18 protein-coding genes are annotated in these 21424 nt (G+C 70.1%); 3 read left to right on the forward strand and 15 right to left on the reverse strand.

The window, feature by feature from the left end; translation table 11 throughout:
* Window positions 1-107: 107 nt before the first annotated feature.
* From TBU01S_RS03935 to TBU01S_RS03960, 6 genes are read right to left on the reverse strand one after another with little or no spacing between them, the layout of a single operon-like run.
* The gene (locus TBU01S_RS03935) at window positions 108-5735 is read right to left on the reverse strand and encodes a hybrid sensor histidine kinase/response regulator (RefSeq protein ID WP_068635330.1); all 5628 of its coding nucleotides are present in this window, start codon (window positions 5733-5735) and stop codon (window positions 108-110) included.
* Window positions 5736-5769: 34 nt separating this feature from the next.
* A complete protein-coding gene (locus TBU01S_RS03940) occupies window positions 5770-7851 on the reverse strand; it encodes a methyl-accepting chemotaxis protein (protein ID WP_068635331.1) in 2082 nt (693 codons plus the stop codon).
* Between the two features lie 58 nt (window positions 7852-7909).
* Window positions 7910-8422, reverse strand: coding sequence for a chemotaxis protein CheW (locus TBU01S_RS03945; protein WP_068635332.1), 513 nt, complete (start codon window positions 8420-8422; stop codon window positions 7910-7912).
* A 7-nt stretch (window positions 8423-8429) separates the two neighbouring features.
* Complete coding sequence (locus TBU01S_RS03950; protein ID WP_068635333.1) at window positions 8430-8795, reverse strand: response regulator; 366 nt, start codon at window positions 8793-8795, stop codon at window positions 8430-8432.
* A 25-nt stretch (window positions 8796-8820) separates the two neighbouring features.
* Window positions 8821-9210: a twitching motility response regulator PilG gene (gene pilG, locus TBU01S_RS03955; protein WP_068635334.1), complete on the reverse strand. Its 390-nt coding sequence runs from the start codon at window positions 9208-9210 to the stop codon at window positions 8821-8823.
* A gap of 43 nt (window positions 9211-9253) precedes the next feature.
* On the reverse strand, window positions 9254-9406 hold the full coding sequence (locus TBU01S_RS03960; RefSeq protein ID WP_439654539.1) for a rubredoxin: 153 nt from the start codon (window positions 9404-9406) through the stop codon (window positions 9254-9256).
* A gap of 113 nt (window positions 9407-9519) precedes the next feature.
* Here TBU01S_RS03960 and thiD point away from each other — a divergent pair, with 113 nt between their 5' ends.
* From thiD to hemL, 3 genes are all read left to right on the forward strand, one after another.
* Window positions 9520-10377 carry a bifunctional hydroxymethylpyrimidine kinase/phosphomethylpyrimidine kinase gene (thiD, locus tag TBU01S_RS03965; RefSeq protein ID WP_174524504.1) on the forward strand — a complete coding sequence of 286 codons (858 nt, stop codon included), beginning with the start codon at window positions 9520-9522 and terminating at the stop codon, window positions 10375-10377.
* Window positions 10370-11002: a thiamine phosphate synthase gene (gene thiE, locus TBU01S_RS03970; protein ID WP_068635336.1), complete on the forward strand. Its 633-nt coding sequence runs from the start codon at window positions 10370-10372 to the stop codon at window positions 11000-11002. The genes thiD and thiE overlap by 8 nt, the downstream gene beginning before the upstream one ends.
* A 160-nt stretch (window positions 11003-11162) precedes the next feature.
* Complete coding sequence (gene hemL / locus TBU01S_RS03975) at window positions 11163-12446, forward strand: glutamate-1-semialdehyde 2,1-aminomutase (protein WP_068635337.1); 1284 nt, start codon at window positions 11163-11165, stop codon at window positions 12444-12446.
* Here the strand turns inward: hemL and TBU01S_RS03980 are convergent.
* The 9 genes from TBU01S_RS03980 to TBU01S_RS04020 all read right to left on the reverse strand — a co-directional run bounded on the left by TBU01S_RS03980 (window position 12443) and on the right by TBU01S_RS04020 (window position 21422).
* Window positions 12443-12859, reverse strand: a complete 417-nt coding sequence (locus TBU01S_RS03980; RefSeq protein ID WP_068635338.1) for a PAS domain S-box protein — start codon at window positions 12857-12859, stop codon at window positions 12443-12445. The two genes, hemL and TBU01S_RS03980, sit on opposite strands and share 4 nt — an antisense overlap.
* Window positions 12860-12945: 86 nt before the next feature.
* Complete coding sequence (gene mgtE / locus TBU01S_RS03985; RefSeq protein ID WP_068635339.1) at window positions 12946-14388, reverse strand: magnesium transporter; 1443 nt, start codon at window positions 14386-14388, stop codon at window positions 12946-12948.
* A 126-nt stretch (window positions 14389-14514) separates the two neighbouring features.
* A complete protein-coding gene (gene mtgA, locus TBU01S_RS03990; protein WP_068635340.1) occupies window positions 14515-15216 on the reverse strand; it encodes a monofunctional biosynthetic peptidoglycan transglycosylase in 702 nt (233 codons plus the stop codon).
* 7 nt (window positions 15217-15223) lie between these two features.
* On the reverse strand, window positions 15224-16057 hold the full coding sequence (gene aroE, locus TBU01S_RS03995; RefSeq protein WP_068635341.1) for a shikimate dehydrogenase: 834 nt from the start codon (window positions 16055-16057) through the stop codon (window positions 15224-15226).
* Between the two features lie 10 nt (window positions 16058-16067).
* Window positions 16068-16958: an energy transducer TonB gene (locus TBU01S_RS04000; RefSeq protein ID WP_068635342.1), complete on the reverse strand. Its 891-nt coding sequence runs from the start codon at window positions 16956-16958 to the stop codon at window positions 16068-16070.
* A 9-nt stretch (window positions 16959-16967) separates the two neighbouring features.
* Window positions 16968-18881, reverse strand: coding sequence for a ribonuclease catalytic domain-containing protein (locus tag TBU01S_RS04005; protein WP_068635343.1), 1914 nt, complete (start codon window positions 18879-18881; stop codon window positions 16968-16970).
* Between the two features lie 104 nt (window positions 18882-18985).
* Complete coding sequence (gene rarD / locus TBU01S_RS04010; RefSeq protein WP_068635363.1) at window positions 18986-19852, reverse strand: EamA family transporter RarD; 867 nt, start codon at window positions 19850-19852, stop codon at window positions 18986-18988.
* A 144-nt stretch (window positions 19853-19996) separates the two neighbouring features.
* Window positions 19997-20584 carry a YqiA/YcfP family alpha/beta fold hydrolase gene (locus TBU01S_RS04015; RefSeq protein WP_068635344.1) on the reverse strand — a complete coding sequence of 196 codons (588 nt, stop codon included), beginning with the start codon at window positions 20582-20584 and terminating at the stop codon, window positions 19997-19999.
* Window positions 20585-20597: 13 nt separating this feature from the next.
* On the reverse strand, window positions 20598-21422 hold the full coding sequence (locus tag TBU01S_RS04020; protein WP_068635345.1) for an undecaprenyl-diphosphate phosphatase: 825 nt from the start codon (window positions 21420-21422) through the stop codon (window positions 20598-20600).
* Window positions 21423-21424 lie beyond the last annotated feature (2 nt).

A 21424-nucleotide genomic window follows, 5' to 3' on the forward strand; every position in this document is an offset into this window, starting at 1 on the left:
TCGAGAATAGCAGGTCCGTGCGAAATCGCTGCACGATCCTTGGCGCACGACGGCGGGGCGTGCCGTGGGCTTCCGCCCGGCGCCACCGGGCGGAAGCCCACGAAACCTCAGGCGGTTTCGGCCTGCGCCTGCGTGTAGCCCGCCAGCAGCGCGAGCAGTTCCTCTTCCTGGTAGGGCTTGCCCAGGTAGTGGTTGGCGCCGATTTCCTCGGCGTAGCGGCGGTGCTTGTCGGCCAGGCGGGAGGTGATCATGATCACCGGCAGTGCGCGGGTGCGTTCGTCGGCGCGGAGGTTGCGGACCAGGTCGAAGCCGTCCATGCGCGGCATCTCGATGTCAGACAGCACGACGTCGGGCAGGATGTCGACCAGTTGCTCCAGCGCATCGACGCCGTCCTTGGCGGTGATCACGCGGTAGCCTTCGCGTTCCAGCAGGCGGCCGGTGACGCGGCGTACCGTCAGCGAGTCGTCGACCACCATCACCGTGGGCTGGCGCACCAGCGCGGGCGGGGCTTCGGTCCGGATGCCCGCTTCGCTCTCGTCGCTTTCGCCGCTCTCGCTGCCCAGGCTGCGGCTGGCGAGCGCCACCGGGTTCAGGATCAGCGCGATCTCGCCGTCGGCGAGGATCGTGGCACCGGCCATGCCGACGATGCGGGCGAGCTGCGGGCCGGCGTTCTTGACGACGATTTCCTGGTTGCCCTGCAGGCTGTCGACGTGCAGCGCCAGCGTCTGGGCGCCGGCGCGCAGCAGCAGCAGCCAGTTGTAGCGCTGCTCTTCCGGCCGGGAGTCGCGATCGCCGAGCAGGCGCGGCAGGTAGCGGTAGGCGTAGCGCTCGCCCTGCCAGTCGATGCCATGTTCGGCCTGCACGCGGCGCAGGGCGTCGGGCTTCAGCTCCATGGCCTGCGCCACCAGGTTCGACGGGATTGCCCAGGTACGGCCGCAGGCCTGCACCAGCAGGGCCTGCGTCACCGCCAGCGTCAGCGGCAGGTGGATGCGGACGCTGGTGCCCCGGCCGGCCTGGCTGCTGACGTCGATGCGGCCGCCGACCGCGGCGGTCTGCGACTTGACCACGTCCATGCCGACGCCGCGGCCGGACACTTCCGACACCTGCCGGGCGGTGCTGAAGCCGGACAGGAAGATCAGGTTGGTCAGGCGCCTGGCGTCGGGGTGCTCGTCGGCGCCGATCAGGCCGCCGGCGCGGGCGCGCTCGGCGATGCGCTCGAAGTCGAGGCCGCGGCCGTCGTCGCTGAGTTCGATGGCGATCTCGTTGCCTTCCTGGGTCGCGCTCAGCACGACCTGGCCGATCTCGGGCTTGCCCGCGTCGTGGCGTTGCTGCGGCGCCTCGATGCCGTGGGCGACGGCGTTGCGCAGCAGGTGTTCGAGCGGTGCCGCCATCTGTTCCAGCACGCTGCGGTCGATCTCGATGCGGCCGCCGCGGATGTCGAGCCTGGCGCGCTTGCCGAGCTCCTTCGCGCTCTGGCGCACGACGCGGTAGAGGCGGTCGGCGAGGCTGTCGAAAGGCAGCATGCGCACGCGCATCAGGCCTTGCTGCAACTCGCGGGCGGTGCGCGCCTGGCTGCCGAGCGCGAGGTCGGCGCCGTCGAGGTCTTGCAGCAGGGTCTGCTGCACGGTCGTCACGTCGTTGACGCTCTCGGCCATCATCCGCGTCAGTTCCTGCAGGCGCGTGTAGCGGTCCATTTCCAGCGGATCGAATTCGCCGTGCTGCGATTCGGCCTGGGCGATGCGCGACTGCATCTGCACTTCGGCCTGGATCTCGACTTCGCGCAACTGGTTGCGCAGGCGGATGACGTTCTCGGTGAGATCGTGCAGCGAGCGGCGCAGCGTGCGCAGTTCGCCTTCGATGCGGGTGCGCGCGATGCCGATTTCGCCGGCCTGGTTGACGAAACGGTCGACCTGCTCCGCCCGCACGCGCAGCGTCGCCGCGGCGATGGGCTCGGCTTCGGCAGCGGGGGCGGGCGCAGGCGCGGCCGCTGCGCTCGCGGCGGTCGGGATGTCCGCCGCCGGCTGCGCCGGTGCGTCGGTCTGCAGGCCGGCGATGCCGTCGATCATCTGTTCGGCGGCATCGAGGCCGAGGGCCAGGTCGTCGGCCAGCGTCCGGGCGTCGGCCTTGTCGGCCAGGCCGTCTTCGAGGCGGGATTCGAGCTCGTGCAGATGGCTGCCCAGCGTCATCGCGCCGGCCATGCGCGCGCTGCCTTTCAGCGAATGCAGCAGGCGGGCGATGGTCGCGGGCGGCTGCGCGGCGCCGGGGACGGCCTGCCAGTCGCGCAGCGCGGCATGCAGCGTGCCGAACAGATCGGCGGCTTCCTCGAGGAAGATCGGCAGCAGTTGCGGGTCGAGTTCGTCCTGCGGCGGCAGCAGCAGGCTTGCCGCCGGCGTGTTGCGGGGTTCGGGCGCCGGGGCCGGTACCGGAACCGCTTCGGCAGCAGGCCCGGCGACATCGTCGGCTTTCGGCGCGGCGCGGGCATAACCGCATGCCTCCAGCTCGATCGCCAGGGCTTCCGCGCGGGCAGGCATCGTCTGCATGCCGATCTCGGCCAGCATCGTCCGCAGCATGCCGGCGGCGTCGCGGAGCAGGGCCAGTTCGTCGTCGGCCGTCGTCCTGCCCTGGTCGCGCAGGCGGCCAAGCGCACTTTCGAGTGCGCGCGCCAGTTCCCGCGGGGGCGGCAGTTGTGCCGTGCCCGAGATGCCGGCCAGGGTGTGGGCGGCGCGCAGTGCGGCCTCGCTCGGCGATTCCTCCGGGTGCCGCGAAAGCTGGGCGATTTCCTGCTCCAGCGTGGCGATGTGCTGCAGCGCCTCGGCCTGGTAGAGCGCGAACAGTGCGGGCGAGATGTCGACGTCGCCGATGCGGACGACATCGGCCGCGGGCTGCGGCGCTTCGTCGCGTTCTTCGGCGGCAGGCTGGGGCGCGGCCTCGGTCGCAGAGGGCGCGGCCGAGGCCTCGAGCGGCGCCGTATCCTGCTGCGGCAGAAGATCGAGGGCTTCCGCGGCATCGGTTTCCGGCAGGCCGGCTGCGGACGCTGCGATCGCCATTGCCGGGGTGGCATCCGGCACAGCATCATCGCTGCCGGCTTCGGCTTCGGCTTCGGCTTCGGCTTCGGCTTCGGCTTCGGCTTCGGCTTCGGCTTCGGCTTCGGCTTCGGCTTCGGCTTCGGCTTCGGCTTCGGCTTCGGCCGTGTCTGCCGCTGGCAGCGGCAGGATTTCGCCGTCAGCCGACAGGTCGAGAGCGGGGAATTCGGGGCCGTCGTCCGCGGCGGCAAGGCCGTCGGGCCGGGGCGCTTCGATGTCCGCAGGTTCGACGATCGCCGTTTCGCCGTTGCGCAGGCGCTCGGCTTCGGCAAGCAGGGCCTGCGTGTCCGGGATGGCGCCGCTGCCGTCGCGGAGCACTTCGACCCAGGCCGAGAACACCTGGTGTGCCGCGTCGATGAGGTGCAGCACGGCGGGCGTCAGCGGCCAGTCGAGCTGCAGCCAGCGGTTCAGCGTCTGTTCCATGCCCCAGGCGGTTTCGCCCAGGGCGCTCAGCCCGACCATGCGGCCGCTGCCCTTGAGGGTGTGGAAGCCGCGCCGGATCGTGGTCAGGTGTTCGAGTTGCCGCGGCTCGCTGCGGGCGAGTTCGAGCTGCTCGCCGATGGTGGCGAGGACTTCGGTCGCTTCCTCGATGAAGATGCACAGCAGTTCCGCATCGATCTCGGCGTCGCTGCCGGGCAGCGAAGGGGGCGGGATGGCGGGGGCCGCCGCGGCCTCGAGCGGCGCGGGTTCGGGCGGCACCAGTGCTTCCAGTTCTTCGAGCGAGGCCTCGTCCAGCGTGCTGTCGGCGGCGAGGCCGGCAACTGCCGGCGGCTGCGCTGCGCTGGCGGGGATCGCTTCGGCTGCCTGCTGCGCGGGCGAGGCAGGCGATGGGCCGGGCAGGCCGCTGCCGTCCGCTTGGGCCGCGCCGGCGGTGGATGGCGGCACGGCAGGCGCCTCGGTCGGCGGGGCCGGCTGCATCTCGATGGATGGCGGCGCCACGGCGTCGTCTTTCGTGTCCGTTTCCGGGCCTGAATCGGACGTGCGCCGATGTTCGGGGTCGAGCAGTTCGTCCAGCCTGGCGGTGCCGAGCGGCAGGGCTTCGAGATAGAAGCCGAGCGCCGACAGCTGATGAGCCAGGGTTTCGAAGGTGCCGAGGTCGGCCTCGGACGGGGCCTTGGCGAGGTGGGCGATGCGGGCGCCGGCGTCACGCACCAGTTCGAGCGCGCGGGTTTCGCCGAGCAGGCCCAGGGCACCGACGATCTGCTGCAGCGGCCGGTGAAGCTGGGCGAGCGGTTCGTGCCTGGCCTGGTTGCGGAAATAGTCGTCCAGCGCCTGTTCGACCTGGGCGAGGCTGGCGCGCATCTCGTGGCAGAGCTGGGCGAGCGCCTGCTTCTCCTGGTTTTCGCGGGCGCCGCCGAGGCCGGTGACGGCAAGGTCGGCGGCTGGTGTTTCGCCGCGCTGCAGGGCTTGCAGCCGTGCCAGGCGCTGGTCCATCTGCGCGGCCAGGCCGGTGTCCGGGATGTGCTCGCCGAAATCGGTTTCGAGCAGCAGCAGCGCAGTGGCGACTTCGAGCGCCAGCGCATCGGAGTGCTGCAGCGGGTCGCGGCGCAGCCACTGCGCCGTTTGCCGCAGGCCGTCGAGCAGGCCTTGCGTGGCCGGGCGGCCGAGCGGCCGAGCGGCGCGCGCGAGCGCGGCCAGTTTCTCGTCGAACGCGGCCAGGGCGATGGCGGTGCCGCCGCAGAATTCATCCCACTGCGCACGTACGCCGTCCAGCGCTTGCCGCAGGGTCCGGAGCAGCGGGCCGACGGGAATGTCGCTGACGGTGGCGCCATCCGGCGGCAGCAGGGCGTCGAGCTGCCAGCAGGCGCGCACCGCCTGTTGCTGGGGGGTGTTCGCCGGCATCGTCGCGACGCGGTAGAGGATGTCGCGCAACAGGCGGTCGGGTACGGTCGGGGTGCCGCCGAGCAGGCGGCGGAACTGTGCGTCGATCTGGGCGCACAGGCGCTTGAGCGGCGTGTCGATCCGCTGGCTGCCGTCGATCAGGCCGTCGTAGAAGGCCAGCGCGGCCCACCACAGGCTGCGCTGGGCCGGTGTCGGCTGCAGGACTTCGACGGTGGCGATGGCGTCGCGCATCACCTGTGCGCCCTTGCGTGCGTCGCCGCGCAGCCATTCGAGCAGGCCGCGTTCGAAGCGCGAGCGCGCATGGCGCAGTGCGGCCTGGGCAACGGTGGCATCGAGCGCGGGCGGCGCCTTTTCCCGCCGCGGCGGCCGGCGCGACAGGTCGGGGTGGAAGAGGTCGGCGGCACAAGGCAGCGGCAGGCCGCGGGCGGCGGCGATCTCCTCGTACAGAGGAGCCAGCCTGAGTGCCTGGTCGGCGGCGCCGTGGGCGATTTCCTCGAGATAGTTGCCCAGGCTGGCGACGGCGCGCGAGGCCAGCGACAGATGCCCGGGGTCGGTCGGGCATTCGCCGCGCGACATCTGGCCGAGGAACTGCTCGATGCCGTCGGCGAACTGGGTCGGGCCGTCGAGGCCGATGATGGACAGCGCGCCGCGGACCTGGTGCAGATGGGTCTGCGCGAACTGCAGGCGGGCGGCGGCGTCCTCGGCGCCGTGGGCTTCGGCCAGGGCGTCGGCGGCGCGCTGCAGCGCGGCGTCGATCTCGCCCTTGACCCAGGTCAGCGGCCCCAGATCCGTCTCGGTGGCTTGTGTCATGGCTTGCGTTCCGTGCTTGCCGCGGTGATGGGGCTCAGACCTTGAAGCCCGAGACCGAGCCCTTCAGTTCGACGGCGAGATCGGCGAGCTGGCCGATCGACACCGCGGTCTGCTGGGTGCCGAAAGTGGTCTGCTCGGTGACGGTGAGGATGTTCTTCATCGTCTCGGCGACGCGGCTGGCGGTGGCGGCCTGTTCCTGGGTGTCGGTCGAGATCCGCTCGATCAGGCGGGCGGCTTCGAGCGAGACTTGGTCGATCTCGGACAGTGCCTGGCCGGCGGCGTCGGACAGCTGGGTGCCGGCGACGACGTCGCGGGTGGCGTTTTCCATCGCGCCCACCGCGTCCTGGGTGTCGGTCTGGATGGTCTTGACGATCGCGGCGATCTGCTTGGTCGCTTCCGCCGAGCGTTCGGCCAGGCGCTGCACTTCTTCCGCGACGACGGTGAAGCCCCGGCCCGCTTCGCCGGCCGAGGCGGCCTGGATGGCGGCGTTGAGCGCGAGCACGTTGGTCTGCTCGGTGATGTCCGAGATCAGCTCGACGATCTCGCCGATCTCCTGCGAGGATTCGCCCAGGCGCTTGATGCGCTTCGAGGTTTCCTGGATCTGGCCACGGATGCCGTTCATGCCGCGGATGGTGTTTTCCACCGCGTTCGCGCCCTTGCGCGCGGCATCCAGCGAACGCCTCGCCACCTGCGCGGACTGCAGTGCGCGCTCGGACGAGTCGGTCATCGATTGCGCCATGCGCTGCACGGTGGCGCCGGCTTCCTCGATTTCGCGCGACTGGCGTTCGGTGGCGCCGAGCAGTTCGCGCGAGGTGCGCTGCGCGGCTTCGGTGGCCGAGGTCACGCGGGTGGCGGCGTCGTTGATGCGGCTGACCAGCACCGACAGCTCTTCGACGGTGTAATTGACCGAGTCGGCGATGGCGCCGGTGATGTCCTCGGTGACGGTGGCGCGCACGGTGAGGTCGCCGTCGGCGAGGTCGCCCATTTCGTTCATCAGCCGCAGGATGGCCTGCTGGGTGAGGTTGCGCTCGTTCTCGGCGTCCTGGCGCTGCTGCTCGGCGGCGGCGCGGCGCCGGGCCATGTCGCTGCGGTAGGCGCGGGCCATCGCCAGCAGCGCCAGCACGCTGGCGAGCGCGCTGGCGGCGATCAGGGCGTGGAGCAAGCCGAGGCCGCCGTGGGCCTGCTTGAGCCCCTCGGTCAGTTCGGTGCTGCGGGCGAGCAGTGGCACCGAGTCGCCGAAGATGCGGCTGCCGGCCTGCTTGGCCTGCACGGATTTCTGGATGTTGCCGAGGATCTCGCCGGCGGCTTCGAAGGTGGGCGTGGCCGCGGCGGCGAGCGCGGCGACGCTGTCGCGCAGCTCGCCGTCGCCGGCGAGCTGCGCGAGCGCGTCGATCTCGCTGCGCAGGGTTTCGATGTCGCGGCCGAGGACGAAGGCGACTTCCGGCTCGATGCTGTCGCCCACCAGCAGGGCGTTGGCATTCTTGGCGATGCGCTGGCTCAGCATCATGCTGCGGCTGGCCGGGCCTGCCGCGGCGCCGTCGGCGCCGAGCTGGCGAGCGATCCTTTCGCTCTGCTCCAGCAGCGCGGCGTCATCCTTGGTGATCGTGGCGACGGCGCTGCCGAGCGTGACCAGGCTCTGGCGCTGCGACAGCAACTGGGCGGCGTTGCGCTCGGTGCCCTGCCAGGCGGCGCTCAGCGCTTCGACCTGCGGGCGGAGCGAGGCCGTCACCGGCGGAATGCTGGTGGCGTCGATGCTGCCGCCCTGTTCGAGCGCCTGCAGCAGCGTGGCGAAGCGGTCGCGGCTGCTGCCGAGTTCGGCGAAGGCAGCGTTGTCGCCGCGCAGCGCGAGCTGGGCCGACTTGGCGATACGCTGCGACAGCATCTGGATTTCGCTCGAGGCGCTGATCTGCAGCGTGGCGTTGGCCGATTCGCGCTGCTGGAACACCACCAGGCCGGCGGTGGCGAGGGCGAAGATGCCGAACAGGATGCCGTAGTTGCGCATCCCCGTCGTGCCGGCCGGCGGCTGCTCCGCCTTGCGGGCCGGCGGCGACTCCATGATGGTCGCGCTGTCGTTGTCTGCGGAGGCCGTTTTCTTGCCGAAGAGTTTCAATGCCATGTTGCGTGCTCCACCATGTGCGTGGGGTAAGCGGGAGTCGGGCGGAAGGCCGGAGGATTCATTCGACCGAGGCGTCCAGGAAGCGGGGGGCTGCCAGCAGTCTGGCGGCGTCGAGCTGCAGCCAGGGATGGCCCCGGGCGTCGCGCAGGCGCTTGCCGACCCAGGGGCGCGCGTCGCCAGCGCCAGGGTCGGCCTCGAAATCGTCGGCGCTGCGCAGGCCGGCCGACGCCGTCACCAGCAGCGCACTGTGGATGCCGAGCCGGGTGCCCGCCAGCAGCAGGCGCGAGCGCCCGCCGAGGGGTGTCGGCGCCTGGCCGTGGAAGCTGGCCAGGTCCACGACGCCGTACAGCGTGCCGCGCACATTGGCCAGGCCGCGGTACCAGGGCTGCGTCAGCGGTACCGCGGCCAGCGGCGGCGGCGGCAGGATCTCGCCGGCCTCGGCGAGGTCGATCAGCCAGTTCTCGCTGCCCGCCTGGAAGCCGAGCAGGCCGCGGCGGTCGGCCGTGCGGGCTTCGGCGAGGCGGCGGGCGAGGCGTTCCTGGAATTCGCGCAGGCTGCTTCGTCTGGCCATGGCCGCCTCAGCCGATGGCCCGGATGCGGGCGAGCAGTTCGTCGTGGTCGACCGGCTTGACCAGGTAGGCCAGGGCACCCTGGCGCATGCCCCAGATCTTGTCGGTCTCCTGGCCCTTGCTGGTGCACAGGATGATCGGGATGCTGCGCGTGCTCTCGTGGCGCGAGATGGTGCGGGTGGCCTGGTAGCCGTTCATGCCGGGCATGACGACGTCCATCAGGATCAGATCGGGCTTGTCGGCCTTGCTGCGCTCCACGGCCTGTTCGCCGGATTCGGCGGTCAGGACCTTGTAGCCCTCGCGGGACAGCAGCTCCTGCAGGGCCAGGCGTTCGGTGGGGGAGTCGTCCACCACGAGAATCGTGCTGATCGGCATTGTCGAAGTCCTGCGGAAAAGGGATTCAGCGCGCCGCGTCACGGCGGGCGTGGGTCGAGACGGCCTTGAGCAGGCTGTCCTTGGTGAAAGGTTTGGTGAGGTATTCGTCCGAGCCCACCATGCGGCCGCGGGCGCGATCGAACAGGCCGTCGCGGGACGACAGCATGATCACCGGGGTGGAAGTCAGGCGCGCGTTCTTCTTGATCAGCGCGCAGGTCTGGTAGCCGTCCAGCCGGGGCATCATGATGTCGACGAAGATCACGTCTGGCTTGTGGTCGGTGATCTTGGCCAGGGCGTCGAAGCCGTCTTCGGCGAGCAGGACTTCGCATCCGGCCTGGCCGAGGAAGATTTCGGCGCTGCGGCGGATGGTGTTGCTGTCGTCGATGACCATGACTTTCAGTCCGGCAATGTCCATTCAAGTCATCCTTGGTTGTTCATCGTGCCGAGGGGCCGGGGGCTCAGATCTCGATCAGTTCGAAATCGTCCTTGCCGGCCTGGCAGTCGGGGCAGGTCCAGTCGGCCGGAATGTCCTCCCAGCGGGTGCCGGGCGGGATGCCTTCGTCCGGCAGGCCCGCGGCTTCGTCGTAGATGAAGCCGCAGATCCGGCACATCCAGGTCTTGTAAGCAGTGTCGGCCATGGTTCGACCCAGGTTGAGGCTGAGGGTAAAATCAGGCGCATCTTAACCCATTCCTAAATGCCGCTTCCGTGGCGGACTTCTCACCCATGCCGATTGAAATTCCGGACTTGCCGCCGGCCGTGCTGTGTTTCGGTGCGGGAGATGCGACGGCCGGCAGCGGCCTCGCGGCCGACGTGCTGACCCTGTCGAGCATGGGATGCCACCCCCTGCCGGTGCAGACCGCGGCCCTTTTGCGGGATACGCGCAGCGCCGACGAAATATGGCCGCAGGATGTCGAGATCGTCGTCGCGCAGGCGCGTGCGGTGCTCGAGGACATCCCGGTCGAAGGCTTCAAGCTCGGCTTCTGCGGCAGCGTCGACAATGCCCTCGCCATCGCCGAGGTACTGTCCGACTACCCCGGCCTGCCGCTGGTGGTCGAGCCGGCGCTGTATGCCGCCGGCGACCTGGGCGAGGCCGGCGACGAAATGGCCGCGGCGCTGGCCGACCTGGTGCTGCCGCAGACCACGCTGCTGGTGGTCGGCCGGCACGAGCTGTGCCGCCTGGCCGGCGTCGCCGATGGCGGCGACGACAGCGACGAACTGCCGGGGCTCGACGATGCCATCGAACGGGTGCTCGACTGCGGCACCGAATACATCCTGTTGACCGGCGGCGGCGAGCACGCGCCCGAGGTCGTCAATCGCCTGCTCGGGCAAGAAGGTAGCTTGCGCACCGACGTCTGGCCGCGTCTCGGCGGGCGCTTCCTCGGCGCCGGCACCACGCTGGCGGCCGCCGCTGCGGCGGCGCTGGCGCACGGCATGGCCCTGCCCGAGGCGGTGCGCGAAGCGCAGGAGTTCACCCAGCAGGCGCTGCGCCATGCCTACCGGGCCGGCATGGGACGGGCGTTGCCCGACCGTTTCTTCTGGGCGCGCGGCAAGAGCGGCAACGATGGAGAGGGCGATGAGTGAGAGCATGGCCTTGCGCGGCCTGTATGCGGTGACGCCCGACGAAACCGACGACGAGCGGCTCGTCGCCCTGGCCGCGCAGGTGCTGGCCGGCCGGCCGGCACTGCTGCAATACCGCAACAAGCTCGCCGCAGCGGCGCAGCGGCGCACGCAGGCCGCGGCGCTGCGGGAGCTGTGCCGTGCGGCGGGCGTGCCGTTGATCATCAACGACGATCTCGCGCTGGCGCTCGAAGTCGGTGCCGACGGCGTCCATCTCGGCCGCGACGACGGCGATCCCGCCGCCGCCCGGCGGGCGCTCGGCAGCGGCTGCATTCTGGGCGTGACCTGCTACGCCGACCTGTCGCGCGCCCGCGCCGGCGCTGCCGCCGGCGTGGACTACGTCGCTTTCGGCGCCATGTTCCCGTCCTCCACCAAGCCTTCCGCGCCGCCCGCGCCGTTCTCGCTGCTCGGCCAGGCGAAGGCGGAGCTGGGCTTGCCGGTGGCGGCGATCGGCGGCATCACGCTGGGCAACGCCGCCGCAGTGGTCGCCGCCGGCGCGGACCTGATCGCGGTGATCGGCGACGTATTCGCGGCGCCCGACCCGGCGGCGCGGGCCGCCGCCTACCGGGCCTTGTTCGTCTCGCCCTGATTTTCGGCGCCGCTCGCCCGCTGCTCGCCTTTTCTGCCGTCGCCGCGCCGGTGCGCGAAGCCGCGGCAAGGGAGGGCGTTCTTGATCCGTGTGGTGGACCGGGGGGGCTGTGGGCGCGACAATGGCGCCTTTCCGAATGCAGTCCAGGATAGATCGCACCATGACCAGTCGTAACGAAACCCTCTTCCAGCGTGCCCAGCAGACCATTCCCGGCGGCGTCAATTCGCCGGTCCGTGCCTTCCGCTCGGTCGGCGGCACGCCGCGCTTCCTCGAACGGGCGGAGGGCGCGCGCGTATGGGATGCCGACGGCAAGGCCTACATCGACTACGTCGGCTCCTGGGGGCCGGCCATCGCCGGCCACGCCCACCCGGCGATCGTCGAGGCGGTGCGCGAGGCGGCGCTGAAAGGCCTGTCCTTCGGCGCGCCGACCGAAGGCGAGATCGAGATGGCCGAACTGATCTGTGCGCTGCTGCCTTCGGTCGACATGGTGCGCCTGGTCAGTTCCGGCACCGAGGCGACGATGAGCGCGATCCGCCTCGCGCGCGGCTTCACCGGCCGCGACGCGATCGTCAAGTTCGAGGGCTGCTACCATGGCCATGCCGACAGCCTGCTGGTGAAGGCCGGCTCGGGCCTGCTGACTTTCGGCAACCCGTCCTCGGGCGGCGTGCCGGCCGACTTCGCCAAGCACACCATCGTGCTCGACTTCAACGACCTGCAGCAGGTCGAGGATGTGTTCAAGGCCCGCGGCGGCGAGATCGCTGCCGTCATCGTCGAGCCGGTGGCCGGCAACATGAACCTGATCAAGCCCCGCCCCGGCTTCCTCGAAGGCCTGCGCCGGGTGTGCACGCAGTATGGCGCGGTGCTGATCTTCGACGAGGTCATGACCGGCTTCCGCGTCGGCCCGCAGGGCGTGCAAGGCCTGTACGGCATCACGCCCGACCTGACCACGCTGGGCAAGGTGATCGGCGGCGGCATGCCGGTAGGGGCCTTCGGCGGCCGCCGCGACATCATGGAAAAGATCGCGCCGCTGGGCGCGGTGTACCAGGCCGGCACGCTGTCGGGCAGCCCGGTGGCGGTGGCGGCGGGCCTGGTGTCGCTGAAGCTGACGCGCGAGCCGGGTTTCTACGAGGGCCTGACGGCCAGCGCCAGGCGCCTGGCCGATGGCTTGAGCGCTGCGGCGCGGGCGGCGGGCGTGACGTTCAGCGCCGATTCGGTCGGCGGCATGTTCGGCGTGTATTTCGCCGACAAGGTGCCGGCTTCCTTCGCCGAAGTGATGGCGGCGGACAAGGATCGCTTCAGCCGTTTCTTCCACGCCATGCTGGACGCCGGCCACTATTTCGCGCCGTCCGCCTTCGAAGCCGGCTTCGTGTCGGCCGCGCACGGCGAGGCCGAGATCGACGCGACCGTGGCGACGGCGCGCGAGGTGTTCGCGGCGCTGGCTTAGGAAGCCGCGCGCCGGGCGAGCTCCAGTTCACGGCGGGCGGTGCCGTCGCGGGCCACCGCCACCGAGCCGAGCACGCCCGTTGCCGGATCGGCGACGACGGCGAAGCTCATTTCCACGTAGATCGTTTCGCCCGCCTGGTTCTGTGCGCGGGTCAGCATCGCGCGGCGGCCGAGGCGGGTGGCGCCGTTCGCCAGTGCGCGGTCGAAGCCGGTCCAGTGCGCCGCGCGCAGCCGTTCCGGGATGATCAGGTCCAGGCTCTGGCCGATGGCTGCGGCGGCCGGAAAGCCGAACAGCGCCTCGGCGGCGCTGTTCCAGACGCGGATGATGCCGTTGCGGTCGGCATAGATCAGGGCGTCCGCCATCTGCCCGGTGATCAGGCGGTGGAGGCCGGCGGGATTCGGATCGTCATTCATGGCGGGTCGAGCTCCTGTTCGCTGCGGGCGGGACACCTCCCGCAGGGGATTGCTCCCGATGGGGCCGCGCTGGCGGGCATGGCCGCTCAGAGCAGGAACAGCGTCGCCAGCCCCAGGAAAATGAAGAAACCGCCCGAATCGGTGAGCGCGGTGATCATCACCGAGCCGCCGATCGCCGGGTCGGCGCCCAGACGCTGGCGCAGCATCGGGATCAGAACGCCGGCGCTGGCTGCCAGCAGCAGGTTCAGCGTCATCGCGCCGGTCATCACGGCGCCCAGCGAAACGCTATCGTACAGCCACCATGCCAGCAGGCCCAGCAGCCCGCCCCATACTACGCCGTTGATCAGCGCCACGCCCAGTTCCTTCTTCAGCAGGCGCTGCATGGCGGACTGCTCGACCTGGCCCATCGCGATCGCGCGCACGATCATCGTCGTCGTCTGGTTGCCCGAATTGCCGCCGATGCCGGCGACGATCGGCATCAGCGTGGCCAGCGCCACCAGCTTCTCGATCGAATCCTCGAACAGGCCGATCACGCGCGAGGCGACGAAGGCCGTGACCAGGTTGATCGCCAGCCAGGCCCAGCGGTTCTTCACCGAATCCCACACCGAGGCGAAGATGTCCTCCTCTTCGCGCAGGCCGGCATTGCTCAGGATTTCCGCCTCGGACTCCTCGCGGATGTAGTCGACCACGTCGGCCACGGTCAGGCGGCCGATCACGCGCTTCTCGCCATCGACAACCGGTGCGGAAACCAGGTCGTAGCGCTCGAAAGCCTGGGCGGCGTCGTCGGCCTCGTCTTCGGGGGTGAAGCTGATCACCGTTTCAGAGCGCATCACTTCGGCGACCTCCAGCTCCGGGTCGCTGATCAGCAGCGTCTCGAGGGTCAGGATGCCCTTCAGGTGGTCTTCGCGATCGACGACGAAGAGCTTGTCGGTGTGGTCGGGCAGGTCGTCGAAGCGGCGCAGGTAGCGCAGCACGACTTCGAGGCTGACGTCCTCGCGCACCGTCACCATGTCGAAGTCCATCAGTGCGCCGACCGAGTCCTCGGGATAGGACATCGCCGTGCGCAGCTGCTCGCGGCCTTCGGTGTCGAGCGACTGGAAGACGTCCTGGATGACTTCCGGCGGCAGGTCGGGCGCGAGGTCGGCGAGTTCGTCGGCGTCGAGCGATTCGGCGGCGGCCTTCAGCTCTTCGGGCGCCATCGTCTCGATCAGCGATTCGCGCACCGCGTCCGAGACTTCGAGCAGGATCTCGCCGTTGCGCTCGGCCTTGACCAGATCCCAGACGTAGAGGCGCTCCTCCAGCGGCAGCGCCTCCAGGATGTAGGCGATGTCGGCGTTGTGCAGTTCGTCCAGCTTGGTCTGCAGCGCGGCTTCGTGCTGCTTGTGCACCAGCGTCTCGACCAGTTCGTGGCGCGGCATGTCCTGGCGGTGGACGAGGTCTTCGACGACTTTCTGGCGTGCGAGCAGCTCCTGCACTTCGCGCAGGTGCTGCTGGACGTCGTCGGGATGGAGTTCCTCTTCCTGCGTCATGGGGGGCTGCCGGCTGGGGGGACGGAACCCTGGATTCTACGGGCTTGATGTGACGCTTGCGACCCTTGTACACCGTCGCGTGGAAAATTTGCTGCATTGCAACGAATGGCGGCGAGGGAATGCCGCTCAGGGGACTTGCGAGGCCTGCATGCGGCGTTGGATGCGGTTGGCGTGGGCGGCCAGGCGGGGGCCGTAGTTGTGCTCGTAGCGCCGGGGGTTGGGCAGCATCACCGCCAGCCGGGCGGCCTGCGCCGGCCCCAGGTTCGCCGCCGAGGTGCCGTAGTAGCGTTGCGCTGCCGCTTCGGCGCCGAAGATGCCGTTGCCCCATTCGACCACGTTCAGGTAGACCTCGAGGATGCGGCGCTTGTCCCAGGTGGTCTCGATCATCACCGTCAGCACGGCTTCCTGGCCCTTGCGCAGCCAGCTCTTCGATGGCGACAGGAACAGGTTCTTGGCGAGCTGCTGGGAGATCGTCGAGCCGCCGGCAGCGAGGCGGCCGCGCTGCTCGTTCCTTTCCAGCGCACGCTGGATGCCCGTCCAGTCGAAGCCGCCATGGTCCAGGAAGCGGTCGTCCTCGGCGGCGACCACGGCGCGCTTCAGGTGGATGGAAATGCGTTCGTAATCGACCCACTGGTGGCGCAGCGTGGCTTCGGGATCGGATTCGCGCAGTTCGGCCAGCCGCATGCGCATGAAGCTGGTGCTGCCCGGATCGAAGCGGCTCCACCAGATGACCTGGGTCAACAGCACGAGTTGCCAGAACAGCAACAGCAGCGCGAGCACGAGCAGCCCGCGCCAGAGCACTCCGAGCCAGCCGGGCCGGGTGGGCATGCCGGTTTCAGCCGGCGCCGAGCCGGCGCCGCAGCTCGGCGAGGACGGTGGCGCCGTCCGGGCGCAGGCCGCGCCACAGCGTGAAGCTTTCGGCCGCCTGCTCGACCAGCATGCCCAAGCCGTCGGCCACGCCTGCGGCGCCGTCGGCACGGGCTGCGGCCATGAACGGCGTGTCGCCGCGGCCGTACATCATGTCGTAGGCCAAGGCACCGTCGGCATACAGGCCGGGCGGCAGCGGCGGCGCTTCGTCGGCCAGGCTGGCGGCGGTGGCGTTGATGACGAGATCGAAACGCCGGCCGGCCAGTTCGTCGAAGCCGCAGGCGGACAGCCGTGTCGCTGCCGCGTTGGGCAGGAAGGCGGCGGCGAGCGCTTCGGCCTTGGCGAGCGTGCGGTTGGCGATCGTCAGCGCCGCCGGGCCCGCGGCCAGCAGCGGCAGCAGCGCACCGCGTGCGGCGCCGCCCGCACCCAGCAGCAGCACTTGCCGGCCCGTGAGCGTGCAGCCGAGGTTGGCCGTCAGGTCGCGCACCAGGCCGGCGCCGTCGGTGTTGTCGCCGAGGATGCCGTCGTCGCCGAAGGCCAGCGTATTGACTGCGCCGGCGGCCTGCGCGCGCGCCGTGAGGCGGTCGGCGAGGGCGAAGGCCTCGAGCTTGAAGGGCACGGTCACGTTCATGCCGCGGCCGCCGCCGTCGCGAAAGGCCTGCACCGTGGCGGCGAAGCCGTCGAGCGGTGCCAGGATGGCCTCGTAGCTCATGTCCTGCCCGGTCTGGCGGGCGAAGGCGGCGTGGATCTGCGGCGACTTGCTGTGGGCGATCGGATGGCCGATGACGGCGTAGCGGTCCATGGCGGATGTCTCAGTTGGCGCGAACCTGATTGTTGTTGGTGAAGGTCCAGGTGCGGGTGATTTCGATGATGTCCGTATCCCGGCGGATGTCGGGCGGGAAGGGGGCGTAGGGGGCGGCCATCCGCACGATGCGCACGGCGGCGTCATCCAGCAGCCTGTGCCCGGAGCTGCGATTGACGACGACTTCCTCGACGCTGCCGTCGGCCTTGATCGACACCCTCAGCAGCAGGCTGCCGTAGAGGCGGCCGCGTGCGGCTTCCGGATAGTTCAGCGTGCCGACGCGCTCGACCTTCAGGCGCCAGTCCTCGACGTACTGGGCGAAACGGTATTCCCTGGCCTTGGAGCCGATGCTGGTCCTGCGCGGGCGCTTGGCGATTTCGTCCAGCTTGCGGTCGATCTCCGCTTCGAGGCGGGCGATCGCGGCGGCGCTGTCGAGCAGATCCAGGCCGCTGGGCTGCGGTGCCGGGGCGGGCTGTTCGGCCTTGGCCGGCGCGGCAGCGACCTTGGCGGGGGATTTCTCGCGGGTGATGACCTGCTTCTGCTCGCGCACCGGTTCCTGCGTGCGCTGCTTGGCTTCGACCAGGGCGTCGCCTTCGCGCTGCGCCGGCTGGGGCGGCAGCGGCGAGGTGGGGCGGGCTTCCTGTTCAGAGGTGCCGCCGGCATCGACGTTGGCCTGCGCCAGCACGTCGGCTTTTTCCGGCGCCCGGGCATGGCGGGCGTTGACCAGCACCACGGCCAGCCCCGGATCCCTGGCCGCCGGCTTGGCGTCCGGCATGCGGAACTGCAGGCTCAGCAGCAGGGCGTGCACCGCCAGCGAAACGGCGAAGGCCCCGGCCAGCAGGCGATTGCCCTTGCGCAGGGCGGCGGCCGTTGGTGTGCGAGCGCTGAGGGCCTGTGCCATCGCCGGGGCTCAGAGCGGGCCGAAGGCGTCCGCGGTCTGGCTTTCGTCCTGCTGCTCGGGTTCGGCCAGGGTGCGCAGGAAGCGCGCGTCGACCTCGATATCGAGCAGGTCGGTGCCCTCCACCACCAGCCGTACCTGGCTGCCCGGCAGTTGCAGCGGCATCGACGGCACCCGGAACACCAGCGGAATTTCGTTCAGGCGTACGACGTTCTCGCGCAGCACCGTGGCGTCGACTTCGCCGCGGCCGTGCTGGCGCAGCCAGCGCAGGCACCAGTAGCGCTCCATGCCGCGCTGGAATTCGGCGTATTCGGCATAGGTCAGCTCGAAGTCGCGCAGCGCCGCCATCAGGTCGGCCGACTTCGGCGCGAAGGCCGGCTCGGTGCCCTGCAGCACGGCAATGATCTGCCACTGGTTGACCAGGTCGACGTAGCGCCGCAGCGGCGAGCTGGACCAGGCGTAGCACTCCACGCCCAGCCCTTCGTGCGGCGCCGCGACGGTGGTCATGCGCACCTTGCCGCCGCCCTGGGCGCGGTACAGGCCGGGCACGCCGGCTTCGTCGAGCAGGCGGCCCCAGGTGACGTTGGCATGGATCATCAACTCGGCGACCAGCTTGTCCATCGGCGAGCCGCGCAGGCGCCGGCCGATGCTGACGAAGCCGGGGCCGTCGGCGGTGTCCTGGTTCCAGTCCACGCTGAAGCCGAAGTCGATGCGGTCCTCGTTGCCGCCGGCCTTGCCGCGGCCGGCTTCGAGCACCGTTGCCAGATCCCACAGCAGCGTCAGCTCGCGCTTCCACGGAAAGTCCGGGCCGTCGCCGTGCACGGTGTCGTCGTTGAACAGCGGCTCGATGTCGTGATGGCGCAGGTTGGCGACGATGGGCACCATCTCGACCCGGCTTTCCTCGCCGACGATGGCGAGGCCGGGGGTGATGTCGAGGTACAGCGACACTGCCGGGCAGTCGCGGCCTTCGCTCAGCGTGAAGGTCTGCACCACTTCGTCGGGCAGCATGGTGATCTTGCCGCCGGGCATGTAGACGGTCGACAGGCGGCGGCGGGCGACGGCGTCGAGCTCGGTGCCGCGGGCGAAGCCCAGCGCCGGCGCGGCGATGTGGATGCCGATGCGCCAGCCGCCTTCGGCACGCGGCACGACCGAGAAGGCGTCGTCGATCTCGGTGGTCGAGGCGTCGTCGATCGAGAACGCGGCGACCTCGGCGCGCGGCAGCCCGGCCGGCAGCACCGCCGGGGCGAAGGCGGGGAAATCGGCGCCGTCGGGGAAATGCTCGAACAGGAAGCGTTTGTAGTGGAAGTCGTAGCTCGAGCCCAGCGCGCCGCACTTGAGCAGCAGGCGTGCGGCCGACAGCCCGGTATCGACGCAGGCGGCTTCCAGCGCCTTGATCTCGTTGCGGTTGCGGTCGGGGCGGTACAGCGCCTGCGGCAGCAGCGCCGCCAGCTCGGGCGGCAGCCGGCCCTCGACCAGTTCGGCGCGCATGTGCTCGATCAGCGCGGCCTGCTGGCGCTTCTTCTCCAGGCCGGCGAGCGCCGCCTGCAGGATCTCGGCCGGTGCCTTGCGGAAGCGCCCCTTGCCCTTGCGATGGAACCAGATCGGCGCCGAATGCAGGCGCAGCAGGAGGGTGGCGGCTTCGACCGCGCTGGGCGGATGGCCCTGGTATTCGGCGGCGAAATCGGCGAAGGCGAACTCGTCGTCGCCGCACACTTCCCACAGGAACTCGATGTCGAGCTCCTCGGCGCCGGCTTCGGCGCGGCTCAGCAGGTCGGCGGGCCCGGGCTCGCGGAATTCGAGCAGCACGTTGGCACGCTTGAGCTTCACCCGCTTGCCGTGGGTGTTCTCGACCTGCAGCGTGGCTTGGTTGTCGGCGAGGATCGTGCCGGCCTTGAAGGCCCCGTCCTCTTCATACAGCACGAACATCGGCATCCGCCTGAAAAAAGCAAGCTGCGTAGTTTACTGGATTCGGGCGGCTTGCCCTAAAGCCGTGTCGACCGCCGTGCGGCGCGGCGGTTGCACGGGGGGCGTCAGCGCGGCCGGCGCGCGGCGCGCACCATGTCCACCGAATAGACCGCGAGCGCGATCCAGATCAGCAGGAAGCCGATCAACTGGCCGGCATCGAAAGGCTCGCGGAAGATCCTGATCGCGATGATGAAGCCGAGGCTGGGGGCGAGGTATTGCATGAAGCCGATGGTCGCCAGCGGCAGGCGGCGCGCACCGGCGGTGAACAGCATCAGCGGCAGCGCGGTGATGATGCCGCTCAGGGGCAGCAGCCAGTCGGCGGCGGCGCCGCTGCCGAAGCCGAGCGTGCCGCCGGCATGCATCCAGGCCAGGCCGGCGAGCGCCAGCGGCGCGACCAGCAGCGTTTCGATGAACAGCCCGCTGACGGCTTCGATCGGCGCGCGTTTGCGCAGCAGGCCGTACAGGCCGAAGGTGCCGGCCAGATAGAGCGAGATCCACGGCAGGCTGCCGAGCTGCCACACCCGCCAGGCTACGCCGGCGATCGCGATCGCCACCGCGACGCGCTGCAGCGGGCGCAGGCGCTCGCCGAGGATGGCGGCGCCGAGGGCGATGCTGACCAGCGGGTTGATGAAGTAGCCGAGCGTGGCTTCGAGCAGGCGGCCGGCGTCGATCGACCAGATGAACACCAGCCAGTTGCTGCCGGTGAGCAGCGCGGTGAGCGCCAGCAGGCCGAGCAGGCGCGGCTGGCGGCAGACTTCGCGGACGCGCGCGAAGCCGCCGGTGAAGGGCAGGAAGGCGAGCAGGCCGGCAAGGAAGGCCAGCGACCACAGGATGCGGTGGGCGACGATCTCGAAGGGCGGGATGCTGCCGACGGCCCTGAAGTACAGCGGCGACAGGCCCCAGATGGAGAATGCAGCCAGCGCGGCCAGCATGCCGCGGCGCCGTTCGGCCTGCTCGATGGCGGAGGTGTTCATGAGTGCCGGAAGGGAGAAGAGGGCGCCGGGCGTTCGTACGAAAATCAGGTGGGGCGTTGTGCGACAGCAGTCAGGGTGCGCGCCGGTGCGGTGAAGCCGTGATCAGCGCGGGGCGCCGCCGAGGCCGGCGAAGTCGATGACGGCGTCGAGGTAGTCGTTCCAGCGCGAGAAGCCGTGGTCGCCGCCTTCGAGCACCGTCTGGCGGGCGCCGGCGTACTTCTCCACCGCATGGCGGTAGTCGAGCACTTCGTCGCCGGTTTCGGCGAGCAGCCAGTAGCGCTCGGGCCGGGTGATGGCGGGCACTTCGAGCGCGCGTAGTTCGTCGATGTGGCCGTGGGTGAATTCGAAGCGCTCGCCGGTGTAGAGGTTGTCCTGGATGCCGACGTAGGCCTCCAGCGACAGCGGCGCGACCACTGCCGGATTGACCAGCACCGCGCGCAGGCCGTGGCGTTCGGCGAGCCAGGTGGCGTAGTAGCCGCCGAGCGAGCTGCCGGCCACGGTCGGTGTCAGGCCGGCCGCCCGGGCGCGCTCGATGGCGCTTTCGGCCAGCGCGATCGCCGCGCGCGGCGACACCGGCAACTGCTCGCACCAGAAGTACTCGCCGAGTCCGCATTCGATCATGCGCGCCTTCAGCGCCCGGGCCTTGATCGAGGCCGGTGCCGAGCGGAAGCCGTGCAGGTAGACGATCATCACGCTGTCTCCGTCAGATTTCCGACCATTCCACCCAGCCGAAATACCAGGTCGCCAGCACGAACAGGCCGAAGGCGATGCGGTACCAGGCGAAGGCGATGAAAGTGTGGTTGGAGATGAACTTGATGAAGCTCTTCACCGCCCACATGCCGGCGACGAAGGAGGCGACGAAGCCGACCGCGAACACCGGCAGGTCTTCCAGCCGCAGCAGGTCCCAGTTCTTGTACAGGTCGTAGGCGGTGGCGGCGAACATCGTCGGGATGGCGAGGAAGAAGGAGAACTCCGCCGCCGTCTTGCGCGACAGGCCGAAGACCACGCCGCCCATGATGGTCGCGCCCGAGCGCGAAGTGCCGGGGATCATCGCCAGCGCCTGGGCGAAGCCGACCTTGAGGGCGTCGCCCCAGCCCATCTCGTCCACGTCGTTGATGCGCGGATGGTAGGCGCGCTTTTCCACGTAGAGGATGATCAGGCCGCCGACCACCAGCGCGGTGGCGACCGTGATCGGGTTGAACAGCAGGCCCTTGATCGTGGAATGGAACATCAGGCCGAGCACCGCGGCCGGCAGGAAGGCGATGAACAGCATGCCGACGAAGCGCTGCGCGGCCGGCTCCGTGGGCAGGCCGACGGCGACCTTGATCAGGCGTTCGCGATAGTCCCAGCACACGGCGAGGATCGCGGCCAGCTGGATGACGATCTTGAACACCTTGCTGGTGTCGTCGTTGTAGCCGAGCAGGTCGCCGACGATGATCAGGTGGCCGGTGGACGACACCGGCAGGAATTCGGTGAGGCCTTCGACGATGCCGAGGATGAGCGCGACGAGGAGAAGAGGGAGATCCATGC

Origin of the sequence: Thauera butanivorans NBRC 103042 (assembly GCF_001591165.1) — a bacterium.
GTDB lineage: Bacteria > Pseudomonadota > Gammaproteobacteria > Burkholderiales > Rhodocyclaceae > Thauera > Thauera butanivorans.